Origin of the sequence: Arthrobacter sp. YA7-1, from assembly GCF_025960325.1 — a bacterium.
Taxonomy (GTDB): Bacteria; Actinomycetota; Actinomycetes; order Actinomycetales; family Micrococcaceae; genus Arthrobacter; species Arthrobacter bambusae_A.
The window spans coordinates 1,179,411-1,193,134 of record NZ_CP110114.1 but is presented as its reverse complement, the minus strand read 5'-3'; the positions used below and the strand labels follow the sequence as shown (position 1 = coordinate 1,193,134).

Below are 13,724 nucleotides of genomic sequence, written 5' to 3'. Positions count from 1 at the left end.
TCACTGATGCTTCGCAGCACTGCGCCTGGGGCGCACTGATGGCTCAACTTTAGTGGGATTGAACACACCCGGCTAACACAAAAGCCCAACAACCCGAAGATTGTTGGGCTTTTGTTACCAAGCAGTAGTGGAACTCCCAGCCAACGGTCCTAGGATGCCCGCTCACCAAGGCGTACGAGCATCTTGCCTGTGTTGGCTCCGTCCAGGAGGTCGATGAAAGCCTGTGGCGCGTTTTCCAGTCCGTCAATGATCGTCTCGTCGTAGCGGACCGTCCCGTCGGCCAGCCATCCGGCCATCTTCCCGCCGAACTCCGCCGCGTGCTGGCGCTGGCCGCTGACGAGGAAGCCGCGAAGGGTCAATTGCTTCCCGATGGCCACGGCCAGGTTCCGCGGGCCCGGCGTGGGCTCGGTGGAGTTGTACTGCGAAATGGCGCCGCACATTGCGACACGTCCACCCACAGTGAGGACTGCGAGGGCGGCCTCCAAGTGTTCGCCGCCTACGTTGTCAAAATAGACATCGATGCCCCGCTCCCCCGCGGCCTCACGAAGCTGCTCCACCACGGGACCATCGTGATAGTCGAAGGCCGCATCGAAGCCGAGTTCCAGCAGGCGCGCCACCTTCTCCGGAGAGCCGGCGCTGCCGATCACCTTGGAGGCGCCCATCGCCTTGGCGACCTGGCCGACAATCGAACCTACCGCGCCTGCGGCACCGGAAACGAAGACGACGTCACCGGCCTTGAACTCGGCCACCTTAAGCAGCCCGGCATACGCCGTCAGGCCCGTCATGCCAAGCGCTCCGAGGAACGCCGACGTCGGCGCCAGGCCGCCCGGAACCGGCATCGCGCTTGCCGCATCCACAACGGAATATTCGCGCCAGCCGAGCTGGTGCACGACGACGTCGCCCACCTTGAGCGCCTCGGAACGGGACGCGATCACCTCACCCACCGCACCGCCGTCGAGCGCTGCGTCGAGCTGGAAAGGCGCCGAATAGGACTTCGCGTCATTCATTCGGCCGCGCATGTAGGGATCGACGGACATGAACTCGTTGCGTACCAGGATCTGGCCGTCCTGAAGCTCCGGCAGATCGGACTCGGCCAAGCGGAAGTCCGCGGTGGCCGGGCGTCCCTGCGGACGGGACGCCAGCTGGATTTCGCGGGTGCGTGTGGGAAGTGCGGCGCTCATGCAGCCACCTCCACGAGCTTGATGTCGACGGCGATGTTCCCGCGGGTCGCGTTGGAGTAGGGGCAGATCTGGTGGGCCTTGGCCACGAGCTGCTCGGCGGTTTCCCGGTCGAGCGCGGGCAGTGCGATCTCGAGTTCGGCGGCGAGTCCGTAGCCTTCACGATCTTCCAGGGCACCGAAGTGGATCTTGGCGGCGACGGCGGAATCGCTGAGATCCACGCGGGCCTTCCGTCCTACCAACCGCAGCGCAGAGTGGAAGCATGCGGCGTATCCGGCGGCGAAGAGCTGCTCGGGGTTGGTGCCCTGGCCGTTCCCGCCCAGTTCCACCGGGCTGGCGAGTGTCACGTCCAGCTTGCCGTCATTGGTGCGTGCGCTGCCTTCGCGGCCTTCACCGGAGGCAAGCGCCTCCGCTATGTACAAAGTCTTCACTGTGGTTCCTTTTCCTTCGATGGGATGGATGATCAGATGGCTGACTGGAGGGCGGCGGTAAGCCGGCCCAGGGTGTCGTGAAGCTGCGCAAGCTCGGCAGCGCTCAGGCCTGCGGCGTCGGCGAGCCGTTGCGGTACCGCCCCGGCCCGTGCGCTGAGGGCCCGCCCGGCATCGCTCAAGTGGATCTCGACGCGACGCTCGTCCTCGGTTGAACGCAGGCGCTCCACGAGGCCCAGGGCTTCAAGCCTCTTGAGGAGCGGCGACAAGGTGCCCGAATCGAGTCCCAGCTCGATACCCAGTTCGCGGACGCTTCGGGGCTCGTTCTCCCAGAGCACCAGCATCACGAGGTACTGCGGATACGTCAGTCCAAGCTCGTCCAGCACCGGGCGGTAGACGGCCGTAGCCGCCTTCGAGGCGGAATAGAGCGCGAAACAGACCTGGCGGTCGAGGCGGGGAGCTTCACTCATGGGAATAACGATAGCCCACAATTAAATTGTGCACAACTCAATTGGCCCAACGACGCCCGCTCACAAACAAGCCCCACCCCACAAACGCCCGCTCACAAACAAGCCCCGACGGCGGGATCCTCCCGCAGATGAGCTGAGCGGGCGTCGGCCTGAACGGCGGCAAAGGTGAGCGGGCGTCCGCCGTTTTAGAGATCCCGGATGGTTCGCAACGCAGCGGCGGCCAGGACTTGGATCGCGAAGCCGAGGGCACGCTCGTCCACGATGAAGTCGCCTCGGTGGAGATCGTATTCTTCGCCACCGGGCGTGTGGGTTCCGAGCCGCATCATGGCACCCGGCAGGTCGGCGAGGAACCAGGCAAAGTCCTCACCGCCCATGGACTGCGGCGTCAGGACGACGGCGTGCTCGCCGAGTTCCGCACGGGCCGCGGCCTCGATGATGGCAGTCTCGTGTTCCGAGTTGACCACGGGAGGGACGCCGCGCGTGTGCTCAAGGTGTACGTCCACTCCGTACGGCGCAGCGACTTGCTGGACGACGTCGTCGAGCAGTTCCCCGGCGCTATGCCAGGCGTCACGGTCCAGGCAGCGCATGGTGCCTGCCATATAGCCGCTGGCGGGGATGGCGTTGGGCGCGGAACCTGCCGTGATCTGCCCCCACACCACCGACACACCGCTGCGTACGTCCACGCGCCGGGACAGGACAGCCGGGACGTTGACGGCGATCTGGGCCAGCGCGAAGACCAGGTCTTCAGTCAGATGCGGACGGGATGTATGGCCGCCGCGTCCGGTCAGTTCGATTTTGATGGTGTCCGAGGCGGAGGTGATGGCGCCGATGCGGGTACCGATCTTGCCGACGTTGATGCGCGGATCGCAGTGCAGTGCCAGAATCCGCGGGACACCCTGGAGCACGCCTTGCTCGATGCAGGACAACGCCCCGCCCGGCATGGTTTCCTCGGCCGGCTGGAAGATGATGCGGACCGTGCCGCCCAAGGGGGATTCCTGGTGCATGGCGTGCAGCACCAAAGCGATGCCGAGCATGCTGGTGGTGTGGACGTCATGCCCGCACGCGTGGGTGACGCCGTGGTTCTTCGATGCGAACGGAAGCCCGGTCTCTTCGATGATGGGGAGAGCGTCGATATCTCCGCGCAGGGCCGTGGCGATGGGCCCCTCGCCGACGTCGACCGTCAGCCCGGAGCCCTCCAGCCGACGGGGCTCAAGGCCTGCCGCCTCGAGCCGTTCAACCAGCTTGTCCGTGGTACGAAATTCCTTGAAGGAAAGTTCGGGGTGCGCATGCAGGTCCCTCCGGAATTCGATGAGTTCCGGCAAGAGATCATCAAGCCACGGTTTCACCACGGGGGTCGGCTCGGTTTCGGTAGTGAAATTGCGCACCTCACAACTCTAGCCATCCGCACCCTCCGAATAGCGAAAGGGGTCTCTTGGTTACGGCCTGCGCCACCGGAGTGCGCTAGAGAACGTCGGTGTCCCCGCTGGCCTTGAGCGCGTCCACCGCTCCCTTGACCCGCTGGGCATGCTCCTTCGTGGTGACAAGCAACGCGTCCGGCGTATCAACGATCACGACGTCCTTGATGCCGATCAGCGCAATCACACGCTTCGTATCGGAAACAACCACGCCGCTGGCGTTCTCGGTGAAGACACGGGCGCCTTCACCGAGGACCGTCACCTCATCGACGTCGCCGGCATTGTTGAGGCGACCGATCGCGGCGAAGTCTCCGACGTCGTCCCAGCGGAAGGTACCGGGCACGACTGCGACATCGCCCGCCGCCGCGGCGGGTTCGGCCACGGCGTAGTCAATGGCGATCTTCGGCAGTGTCGGCCAGACCCGGGCGGTCACTTCATCGCGGTCCGGGGTGTCCCAAGCGTCCGCAATTTCCTGCAGTCCGGCAAACAGTACCGGCTGGTTGGCTTCGAGGTGCTTGAGCATGAGTGCAACGGGAGCGACGAACATGCCGGCGTTCCAGACATAGTCGCCGGTCTCGAGGTACTTCTTGGCAATGTCTTCGCTCGGCTTCTCGACGAATTCGACCACCGCATGCGCGTTCGGCGCATTGTCGATATTGAGCAAGTCGCCGGTACGGATATAGCCGAATCCGGTTGACGGGTGCGTCGGCTTGATGCCGATGGTGACGATTTTTCCAGCGGCGGCAGTGTGGATGGCCTCGCGGACGGTTTCCCGGAAGAGATCGTCAGGGCTGATGACGTGGTCGGCGGCGAAGGAACCCATGATGGTGTCCGGGTCACGGCGGTGCAGGATGGCGGCGGCGAGTCCGATGGCCGCCCCCGAGTCCTTAGGCTCGCTTTCGAGGACCAGCTCGTCCTCGCCCACTTCGGGAAGCTGGCGGCAAACAGCAATGCGGTGCGCCACGCCCGTCACTACCAGCACGCGGTTGCCGGCCAACGGTTCGAGGCGGTCGTACGTTGCCCGCAGCAGCGTGCTCCCCGAACCCGTGAGGTCGTGCAGGAATTTGGGCGCGGCAGCGCGCGAAAGCGGCCACAGGCGCGTGCCCACTCCACCGGCCGGAATAACCGCGTGGAAGTGGCGCAATGGCGATTCGAGGCTTGCAGCGTTTTCTATACTCACCGCAACACCTTATCCGACACGCACGCAAGTCCCACTTTGTGGTCTTCGTCTCACCCTCGCCGCGGAAAGGCCGGAATTCAGGCGAACACCCGCACTCTCGTTACAACAAGGGGCACCTAAATTGAATAAGCTGTGAGCGAAGCCTAGATTTAGGCTGAGCTACGAGTGCTCTCGCGGCTGGCGTTCCCCCCGCATGGATCCCGTGCAAGCGCCGCTGTGTTGCAGGAAGGTTTATTCAGTGCCGACAAAACCAGCTGGCACCTTGTACCGCGGCCGTGAAGGCATGTGGTCCTGGGTTGGACACCGCATTACCGGTGTTGTGATCTTTTTCTTCTTGTTGGTCCATGTGCTGGACACCTCATTGGTGCGTGTGTCCCCGGAGGCCTACACGGCCGTTATCGGCGCCTACAAGAACCCCCTCATGGCCCTGGGCGAGACGGGCCTCGTCGCAGCGATCGTATTCCACGCCTTCAATGGCCTGCGCGTGATCGCCATTGACTTCTGGAAGAAGGGCGCCAAGTACCAGCGCCAGATGCTGTGGACCGTCCTGGTCTTGTGGCTGGTCGTTTTCGGCGCCTTCGCCATCCGCCACTTGTCCCTCGCACTGGGAGGCCACTAAGCCATGAGCACTGACATTCAAAGCCCGCGCAGCGGAAAAGTGAGCGGCGGGAAGATTGCTCCGCAGTACCGTCGCGGCGCCGGTTCCAAGGGTAACTTCGAGATGTTCGCTTGGCTGTTCATGCGGCTCTCCGGCGTCGTGCTCGTGGTTCTGATCTTCGGCCACCTCTTCGTGAACCTCATGGTGGGCGAGGGCATCCACGGCATCGACTTCGGCTTCGTGGCCGGCAAGTGGGCCGACCCGTTCTGGCAGTTCTGGGACCTGGCCATGCTGTGGCTCGCCATGCTGCACGGCACCAACGGCGTCCGCACCATCATCAACGACTACGCCGAGAAAGACGCCACCCGCCTCTGGCTCAAGGTGGTCCTTTACGCGGCTACAGTCGTCATCGTGGTTCTTGGCACACTGGTGATCTTCACGTTCAACCCGTGCCCTGTCGCCAACGGCGTTCAGCTGCCGGGCGGGTTTTGCCCGGCGCCGTAGCTGCTCCGCTGCACCACCGGCTCGTCCGGCTGTGCACAACACGCGCGGAGCAGGCTCCGCCGACCATCTGACTTAGAGAGAAAGAGCATCTGGTATGCAGGTCCATAAGTACGACGTCGTTATTGTCGGTGCCGGCGGCGCCGGCATGCGCGCCGCGATCGAATCCGGTCAGCGCGCACGCACCGCAGTACTGACCAAGCTCTACCCCACCCGTTCCCACACCGGCGCGGCCCAGGGCGGCATGTGTGCAGCCCTCGCCAACGTCGAAGAGGACAACTGGGAGTGGCACACATTCGACACCATCAAGGGCGGCGACTACCTGGTTGACCAGGATGCAGCCGAAGTCATGGCGAAGGAAGCCATCGACGCCGTGCTGGACCTGGAAAAGATGGGCCTTCCGTTCAACCGCACGCCCGAAGGCCGCATTGACCAGCGCCGTTTCGGTGGCCACACCCGTGACCACGGCAAGGCTCCCGTCCGCCGCGCCTGCTACGCAGCAGACCGCACGGGCCACATGATCCTGCAGACCCTGTACCAAAACTGCGTCAAGCACAATGTTGAGTTCTACAACGAGTACTACGTCCTGGACCTGCTGACCGTCGAGGAAGACGCAGTCCGCGAAGACGGAACGCCGTACAAGCAGAAGCGTGTTGCCGGCGTCGTGTCCTACGACCTCGCCTCCGGCGAATTGCACGTCTTCCAGGCGAAGTCCGTGGTGTTCGCCTCCGGCGGCGCGGGCAAGGTCTTCAAGACCACCTCCAACGCCCACACCCTGACCGGTGACGGCATGGGCATCGCCTTCCGCCGCGGAATCCCGCTCGAGGACATGGAGTTCTTCCAGTTCCACCCGACCGGTCTAGCCGGCTTGGGCATCCTCCTCTCGGAAGCTGCCCGCGGCGAGGGCGCGATCCTTCGCAACTCGGAGGGTGAGCGCTTCATGGAACGCTACGCACCCACCATCAAGGACCTCGCGCCCCGTGACATCGTGGCCCGGTCCATGGCCAACGAAGTCCGTGAGGGACGCGGCTGTGGCCCGAACAAGGACTACGTCCTCCTGGACCTGACCCACCTGGAGCCGGCGCACATTGACGCCAAGCTTCCGGACATCACCGAGTTCGCGCGTACTTACCTCGGCGTCGAGCCCTACACGGAACCCGTTCCCGTGTTCCCGACGGCGCACTACGCCATGGGCGGCATCCCCACCAACATCACCACCGAGGTCCTGCAGGACAACGACACCATCGTGCCGGGCCTGTACGCGGCCGGCGAAGTTGCTTGTGTTTCCGTGCACGGCTCCAACCGATTGGGGACCAACTCGCTGCTGGACATCAACGTCTTCGGCAAGCGAGCGGGCATCGCCGCAGCCGAATACGCCAAGACGGCGGAGTTCGTGGAGCTCCCGGAAGACCCGGAGGCCTACACGCTGGATCTGCTGAACCACGTCCGCACGGCAGATGGTGGCGAAAGGGTTGCCGCGATCCGCAAGGAACTGCAGGACACCATGGATGCCAACATGCAGGTCTTCCGTACCGCGGATACCCTGAACCAGGTGCTCACGGACATCGCGTCCCTCGAAGAGCGCTACCAGCGCATCAGCGTCCAGGACAAGGGAAAGCGCTTCAACCTTGACTTGCTCGAAGCAGTGGAGCTGGGCTTCCTGCTGGAACTGGCCAAGGTCATGACAGTTGCTGCCCTGCACCGCGAAGAGTCTCGCGGAGGCCACTTCCGGGAGGACTTCCCGGAGCGCGACGACGAAAAATTCATGAAGCACTCCATGGCGTATAAGGATGAGCACGCCCCAGCGGACGGATCTGCGGAAGCAATCGCGGGCATCCGACTCGGCACCAAGCCTGTTGTCTTTACGCGCTACGAGCCGATGGTGAGGAAATACTAAGATGTCTGCCGAACTTGCTGAGCCAGCATCCAAGATCGAGCTGCCCGCGCACATTGGTGGAGGCGGGGAAATTCCCACCTTCAACATCACCCTGCGAGTGCGACGCTACAACCCCGAGGTCTCGGAAGAGCCCGTATGGGAAGACCACCAGCTGACGATGTACGGCACCGACCGCGTGCTGGACGCCCTGCACAAGATCAAGTGGGAGATCGATGGCTCGCTGTCCTTCCGCCGTTCCTGCGCACACGGCGTGTGTGGCTCCGACGCCATGCGCATCAACGGCCGCAACCGCCTCGCGTGCAAGACCCTGCTGAAGGACCTGGACACCTCCAAGCCCATCACCGTTGAACCGATCAAGGGCCTCCCGGTGGAGAAGGACCTGATCGTGGACATGGAGCCGTTCTTCCAGTCCTTCCGCGAAGTGATGCCGTTCCTGATCAACAAGGGCCACGAGCCCACCAAGGAACGACTGCAGTCGGTCGAGGACCGTGAACGGTTCGACGACACCACCAAGTGCATCCTGTGCGCTGCGTGCACCTCGTCCTGCCCGGTGTTCTGGACTGACGGCCAGTACTTCGGCCCGGCCGCGATTGTGAACGCGCACCGTTTCATCTTCGACTCCCGTGACGATGCCGGTGACATGCGCTTGGAGATCCTCAACGACAAGGAAGGCGTGTGGCGTTGCCGCACCACCTTCAACTGCTCAGAGGCTTGCCCGCGTGGCATCCAGGTGACCCAGGCGATCGCCGAGGTCAAGCAGGCTATCCTGGCACGCAAGATCTAGTTTCCGAAGTTAGAGTACGACGACGGTGTCCCCCATGGCGGGGTACGCCGTCGTCGTTCTTTAAGAGTCGCCCGCGAAAGCCGGGCAAGCCGCACAACGAAAGGCGGACAGGTGTCCAAATCCATGAAGATCAGCTTCGAAGGCAGCACCGGAGATCTCCTGGCAGGTATCGTGGATGTTCCCGAGGGCCCGGTCCGGGGCTGGGGCGTGTTCTCCCATGGGTTGACCCTCGGCAAGGACAGCCCCTCTGCTTCGCGTATCTGCAAGGGCTTGGCGGACCTTGGGGTCGGCATGCTTCGCTTCGACAACCTCGGGCTGGGCGACTCTGCGGGCGAATGGTCCGCCGGATCGTTCAGCGTGAAAGTGGCGGACACTATCCGCGCGGCGGAGTTCATGCGTGCGGATGACAAGGAAATCTCCCTGCTGGTAGGCCACTCTTTCGGCGGGGCGGCTGTCCTGGCGGCGGCTCTAGGTCTTCCCGAGGTTCGGGCTGTTGCCACTGTGGGCGCTCCCTTCGAGCCCAAGCACGTGGAGCACATGTTCGACGCCGAAGTAAGCACGATCCTCAGTGAAGGCAGCGCAGAAGTCAATCTGGGCGGCAGGCGGATGGAGGTTCGCCGCCACTTTGTGGAGGACGTGGAGCAGGCCGACCTCAGGGACTGCATCCGCACTTTGCACCGGCCCCTCATGGTCCTGCACTCCCCCACGGACAATACCGTGGGCATCGACAACGCCAGCGAGATCTTCCAAACGGCGCGGCACCCGCGGAGCTTCGTTTCGCTCGAAGGCAGCGACCACCTGTTGACCGGCAAGGGACAGGCCGCCCGGGTTGCCCGGATCATCTCAGCGTGGGCCGGTCAATACCTCGGCGACTAACGCGAGCCCCAGCCCAACTGACTAGCAGTTGTTGTCGTTAAGAGGGCTCATAACGACAACAACTGCTAGTCAGTTGGGCCTCTGCTAGCCTTCAGGCGCCCTTGCGTGGGAACGTGCGCGGCGAAGGGTGCCGCGATCCGAGGGCAGGCCTGGGGTGCTCGCTGGCACCTGTATCCGCTTCCCTGACGGCCGCCCACGCTGCGGAGAGCAAATAGACCTGACTGACCAGATTGAACCAGATGAGAAGCCCGATGATGATGGCGAATGAGGCCAGAATGGGGTTCCGTCCGGCGTTCGCCAGCAGTTCCGTGCTGAAGATCTGGAGGATGGTGGTTCCGATGCCGGCAAGCACCGTTCCTTCCACGAACGCCTGGCGGCGAAGTTTCAGGCGGCCCGCGAAACGGAACATGATGACCGCCGTCGCCCAGTTGAGGACCAGCGGAACGGCCGTGCGAACGAGCCAAGTGACAGGGCCGGCCACTGCGTCAGCCATTCCGAGCCGGTCGATGATCCATCCGGCCGCCGTCCCGAACACAAGCGAAACACCGGCACTGACCACCAGGGCCGCGCCAAGCAGCAGGAGGGTACCGGCGTCGCGCGCCTTCATCAGCAGCGGGTTCTCCTGCAAGGGGTCCAGCCCGATGACTCCGCGAAGTCCCTCCCGGATTCCGGCGATCCAGCCGAGTGCGGTAAATACGGTGACGACGGCGGCTATGGCGGCAGTCCAGCCAAGGCCCGTGGGATTCAAGAGATCATGCGGATCCACCAGGCCGTTGCCGCCTCTGGTTTTCAAAAGTCCCGGGGCCGCCGTGGCGACGCTGGAGACAATTGAATCAACCAGTTGGGGCTGTCCGTTGAGGACCAAGCCGGTCACGGCGAAACCCGTTGCCAGCAAGCCCGTCACGGAGAAGAACATGGTGAAGCCAATGCCGGCGCTCAAGAGCGGACCATGGCGCAGGTTGTAGAGATTGAAGGCGCGCATGGGCCGGAAGTTGCCCAGCCGCGCGAGGGCAAGGTTGATGAACGCCGGTATCGTGGCGCCCCGATTGCCCGAGCGCCGGGCTTTGCCCCATTCGACCTGCCGGTGAATGAGCTGCAGCTTCAGCTGCGCGCCTTCAGTCGGCAGAGGTGGCCTCTCGGCCTGCTGCCGGTCGTTGTGCTGTGCGTTTCCGTGATTGATCTGCGTCGCCGCCAAAGTCGAGCTCTTCCCGTAGCTGCCAGATGCCATTGTCATCGTGCTCGTAAAGTCCCATGCTAACCACCGGGAAGGTGGCGGTGTAGTTCTTGAGCACCGTTTCGGCCTCGTCCAGGCTTTCCGGGGCGACATCGTGGGCCACCGTCACGTGCGGGTGGTACGGGAAAGGAAGATCGCGTTCCAGCGGCCCTGTCTGCAGCTGTTCGTGAAGGCCCACGCACTCCTCGAAACCGTCTTCCACCTTCAGGAACACCACTGGTGAGACCGGCCGGAAGGAGCCTGTGCCGGAAATCGTGATCTTGAAGGGTGCCTGGCGGCGGGCTACATCGCGAACATGCTCGCGGGTGGCCTCCCAGTCCTGGGCGGGCGTAGTGGTGACGAGGGTGATGTGGGCCGGAATGACCTCTGCCATGGGATCACCGAAGGAAGCACGCCATTGCTGGAGTTCCTGGGCGACCTCCCTGGGGAAGCCCAGGATGACTCCTACGCACAGGCTGTCCCCGCAGGCGCTGGCAGACTGCCGCGTAGCCTCGTCCCGGCGGGCATCAGTGGCCTGGCCGGCTCCCCTTGAACGGGAGCCGACCTGGACGCTGAGCTTGCCAGCTGCGCACATGGCTTTAGCGGATTCCTTGTGCTCCGCCGTAAGGCAGGAAGCCCACCTTGGCGTAGACGTCGGCGAGGGTGGCCGAGGCGATTTCGCGCGCTTTGTCCGCTCCGTGGGCCAGGAGCCGGTCGAGCTCGGCCGGATCGGCCAGCAACTCGTTGGCGCGGTCCCGGATCGGCCCAAGGTGGGCCGCAACGAGTTCCGCGAGGTCGACCTTCAGGTGGCCGTACATCTTGCCTTCGTAGTCCGCTACGATCTTCTCCACCGGCTGGCCGCTGATGGACGAGTAGATGCTCAGCAGGTTGGACACCCCGGGCTTGGCTTCGCGGTCGAAGCGGATTTCCGTCTCGGTGTCCGTGACTGCCGACTTGATGCGCTTGGCCGTGATCTTCGGGTCATCGAGCAGGTTGATCAGGCCGGCCGGCGACTCCGCGGACTTGGACATCTTGGCCGTCGGGTTCTGGAGATCGTAGATCTTGGCCGTTTCCTTCTGGATGAAGGCCTGCGGCACCTGGAACGTCTCGCCGTAGCGGCTGTTGAAACGCTGGGCGAGGTCGCGGCTGAGCTCAATGTGCTGCCGCTGGTCTTCGCCTACGGGCACCCCGTGTGGCTGGTACAACAGGATGTCGGCGGCCTGCAGGATCGGGTACGTAAAGAGCCCGACGCTTGCATGGTCCGAACCGTGCTGAAGCGACTTGTCCTTGAACTGGATCATGCGCGAGGCCTCGCCGAAGCCTGTGATGCAGCCGAGGACCCACGCCAGCTGGGCGTGTTCAGGAACCTGCGACTGGACGAACAGCGTGCACTTGTTCACGTCGACGCCGCCGGCGATGTACTGCGCGGCGGTAACGCGCGTACGGCGGGCCAGCTCAGCCGGATCCTGAGGCACCGTGATGGCATGCAGGTCCGGGATGAAGAAGATGGCGTCGTATTCGTCCTGCATGCGGACCCAGTTGACCAGGGCACCGAGGTAGTTGCCCAGGTGGAGGGAATCAGCGGAGGGCTGCATGCCGGACAGCACGCGGTGCTTGGCCCCGGCGGCCAGTTTGGTTGATGTTGCCTTGGCTGCGGCTGCAGCGGGTTCAGTCGTGGTGGAACTGGTCATGAGGAAACTTTCGAAAGCTTAGAGCTGGTAGTCGACTACCAGCGGTGCGTGGTCGGAGAAACGGGTGTCCCACGACGGCGCCCGGTCAACGACGGCCGAAAGTGCGGCTGCCGCGAGTCCGGGAGTGGCCATGTGGTAGTCGATGCGCCAGCCAGTGTCAGTGTCAAAGGCCTTACCGCGCTGGGACCACCAGGTGTAGGGGCCTTCGACATTTCCTGCCAGGCCCCTGTGGACATCCCTCCATCCGATCTCGTCGCCGAAGAAGCGGTCGAAGTACGCGCGCTCCTCAGGAAGGAAACCGGCACGCTTGGTGTTGCCCTTCCAATTCTTGATGTCGAGTTCGGTGTGGCCCACGTTGAGGTCGCCGACCACCAGGGCGTGCTCGCTGTGCTTGGCAAGTTCCGGAAGCCTTGTGGTCATGACGTCCAGGAAGCGGTACTTGTCCACCTGCTTGGGCGTGTCCGCTTCCCCGGAGTGCACATAAGCGCTGACGACCGTCAGCGTAGTGTCCTTGCCGCCGCGGTCCCGCACGACGTAGTCCGCTTCGACCCAGCGTCCAGTCGTGGCGAAGTAGTCGTCGCCGATACCGACGCGGGTGGCAACGGGTTCCTGCCGGGAGGCAATAGCGACGCCGGCGCGGCCCTTCGCCTCGGCTTCGGCGTGGAGGATGTACCAGCCTTCGCCGATGAGCTGGTTGACCACCTCGTCAGGCGCGCGGACTTCCTGCAGACACAGGATGTCGACGTCGCGGGGTTCCAGCCACTCCGCCATGCCCTTCTTGTAGGCGGCGCGAATGCCGTTGACGTTGACCGTTGCGATGCGAAGGAAGTCCTTCTTCAATGCCGAGCTCACCCCGCCTACTCTAGTCGATGATGGTGCCCGAAACGGGCTCGTCGCCGCCGCTGGAGGTCTTGATCATGTCCCGGGCATTGCTTGATGTAATGGCGATGGTTTCCAAGGCGCGGTTGATGGTGTCCTGATCGGCGGCGTCGCCCTTGGCGCGTTCGTCCTCCACCACGCGTACCTGCACCTGGACGATCTTGAAAGAGTGGTCCAGTTTGAGGTCCCGCATTTCGTCCGCTTCGTTCCGTTCCGAGACCACCCGGGTGCCACCGTGATCGGCGCTCGACGACGACGGCGCCCGGCCGGTTGCCGCGTTGAAGGCGTTCTGGGCTTCGGTGAGTTTTTCACCGGCCCGCCGGGCGGCCTTCTGGATGCTGAAGACCACGAAAGCGGCGAGCGCGAGCCAGCCGAAGGAGATAACGGCAACGATCCAGCCGACGACGTCGTTGTGGTTGGCGGCGAAGATGACGGCCACCAGGAAGGCGATGAGCACCACCGTCATGCCCAGTCCACCGATGCGGAAGCCTTTGAAGGGGCTCCGGGCGGAAGCGGACGAGGGAACAGATGACGGGGAGTCGCCGAGGGATCGCATGCACCCATTGTCGCAAACTCCGGGCGACGAACCCCTCGCTTCCACCCCCGGCGAACAG

15 protein-coding genes are annotated in these 13,724 nt (G+C 63.9%); 5 read left to right on the top strand and 10 right to left on the bottom strand.

Annotated elements, in window-relative coordinates; genetic code table 11:
* Nucleotides 1-149 precede the first annotated feature (149 nt).
* The 5 genes from OIT41_RS05620 to OIT41_RS05600 all read right to left on the bottom strand — a co-directional run bounded on the left by OIT41_RS05620 (nucleotide 150) and on the right by OIT41_RS05600 (nucleotide 4,671).
* Nucleotides 150-1,181, bottom strand: coding sequence for an NADP-dependent oxidoreductase (locus OIT41_RS05620; protein WP_264637539.1), 1,032 nt, complete (start codon nucleotides 1,179-1,181; stop codon nucleotides 150-152).
* Nucleotides 1,178-1,609 (bottom strand): organic hydroperoxide resistance protein, encoded by a 432-nt coding sequence (locus tag OIT41_RS05615; protein WP_078105983.1) that lies wholly within the window; start codon nucleotides 1,607-1,609, stop codon nucleotides 1,178-1,180. Before OIT41_RS05615 ends, OIT41_RS05620 begins: the two co-directional genes overlap by 4 nt.
* Before the next feature lie 32 nt (nucleotides 1,610-1,641).
* Nucleotides 1,642-2,076, bottom strand: a complete 435-nt coding sequence (locus OIT41_RS05610) for a MarR family winged helix-turn-helix transcriptional regulator (RefSeq protein ID WP_241709465.1) — start codon at nucleotides 2,074-2,076, stop codon at nucleotides 1,642-1,644.
* Nucleotides 2,077-2,261: 185 nt separating this feature from the next.
* Nucleotides 2,262-3,461, bottom strand: coding sequence for an amidohydrolase (locus OIT41_RS05605; RefSeq protein WP_078105985.1), 1,200 nt, complete (start codon nucleotides 3,459-3,461; stop codon nucleotides 2,262-2,264).
* A gap of 76 nt (nucleotides 3,462-3,537) precedes the next feature.
* Entirely contained in the window at nucleotides 3,538-4,671 is a 1,134-nt protein-coding gene (locus OIT41_RS05600; protein WP_078105986.1) for a mannose-1-phosphate guanylyltransferase, read from the bottom strand.
* Between the two features lie 283 nt (nucleotides 4,672-4,954).
* Between OIT41_RS05600 and sdhC the strand changes: the two genes are divergently transcribed.
* The 5 genes from sdhC (at nucleotide 4,955) to OIT41_RS05575 (ending at nucleotide 9,327) form a co-directional block, all read left to right on the top strand.
* Nucleotides 4,955-5,290, top strand: coding sequence for a succinate dehydrogenase, cytochrome b556 subunit (gene sdhC / locus OIT41_RS05595; RefSeq protein ID WP_319801849.1), 336 nt, complete (start codon nucleotides 4,955-4,957; stop codon nucleotides 5,288-5,290).
* Nucleotides 5,291-5,293: 3 nt separating this feature from the next.
* Nucleotides 5,294-5,773, top strand: coding sequence for a succinate dehydrogenase hydrophobic membrane anchor subunit (locus OIT41_RS05590; protein ID WP_078105988.1), 480 nt, complete (start codon nucleotides 5,294-5,296; stop codon nucleotides 5,771-5,773).
* A gap of 94 nt (nucleotides 5,774-5,867) precedes the next feature.
* Nucleotides 5,868-7,667 carry a succinate dehydrogenase flavoprotein subunit gene (sdhA, locus tag OIT41_RS05585; protein WP_264637538.1) on the top strand — a complete coding sequence of 600 codons (1,800 nt, stop codon included), beginning with the start codon at nucleotides 5,868-5,870 and terminating at the stop codon, nucleotides 7,665-7,667.
* A 1-nt stretch (nucleotide 7,668) separates the two neighbouring features.
* Nucleotides 7,669-8,451: a succinate dehydrogenase iron-sulfur subunit gene (locus OIT41_RS05580; protein WP_078105990.1), complete on the top strand. Its 783-nt coding sequence runs from the start codon at nucleotides 7,669-7,671 to the stop codon at nucleotides 8,449-8,451.
* A 111-nt stretch (nucleotides 8,452-8,562) separates the two neighbouring features.
* A complete protein-coding gene (locus tag OIT41_RS05575) occupies nucleotides 8,563-9,327 on the top strand; it encodes an alpha/beta hydrolase family protein (protein WP_078105991.1) in 765 nt (254 codons plus the stop codon).
* A 91-nt stretch (nucleotides 9,328-9,418) separates the two neighbouring features.
* On the opposite strand, the gene OIT41_RS05570 is transcribed toward OIT41_RS05575, so the two are convergent.
* From OIT41_RS05570 to OIT41_RS05550, 5 genes are read right to left on the bottom strand one after another with little or no spacing between them, the layout of a single operon-like run.
* A complete protein-coding gene (locus OIT41_RS05570) occupies nucleotides 9,419-10,555 on the bottom strand; it encodes a YihY/virulence factor BrkB family protein (RefSeq protein WP_413542307.1) in 1,137 nt (378 codons plus the stop codon).
* Nucleotides 10,443-11,135 (bottom strand): 2'-5' RNA ligase family protein, encoded by a 693-nt coding sequence (locus tag OIT41_RS05565; protein WP_264637537.1) that lies wholly within the window; start codon nucleotides 11,133-11,135, stop codon nucleotides 10,443-10,445. The genes OIT41_RS05570 and OIT41_RS05565 overlap by 113 nt, the downstream gene beginning before the upstream one ends.
* 4 nt (nucleotides 11,136-11,139) lie before the next feature.
* The gene (trpS, locus tag OIT41_RS05560; RefSeq protein WP_241709461.1) at nucleotides 11,140-12,231 is read right to left on the bottom strand and encodes a tryptophan--tRNA ligase; all 1,092 of its coding nucleotides are present in this window, start codon (nucleotides 12,229-12,231) and stop codon (nucleotides 11,140-11,142) included.
* 18 nt (nucleotides 12,232-12,249) lie between these two features.
* Complete coding sequence (locus OIT41_RS05555) at nucleotides 12,250-13,083, bottom strand: exodeoxyribonuclease III (protein ID WP_078105994.1); 834 nt, start codon at nucleotides 13,081-13,083, stop codon at nucleotides 12,250-12,252.
* A gap of 10 nt (nucleotides 13,084-13,093) precedes the next feature.
* Nucleotides 13,094-13,666, bottom strand: a complete 573-nt coding sequence (locus OIT41_RS05550; RefSeq protein ID WP_264637536.1) for a hypothetical protein — start codon at nucleotides 13,664-13,666, stop codon at nucleotides 13,094-13,096.
* Nucleotides 13,667-13,724 lie beyond the last annotated feature (58 nt).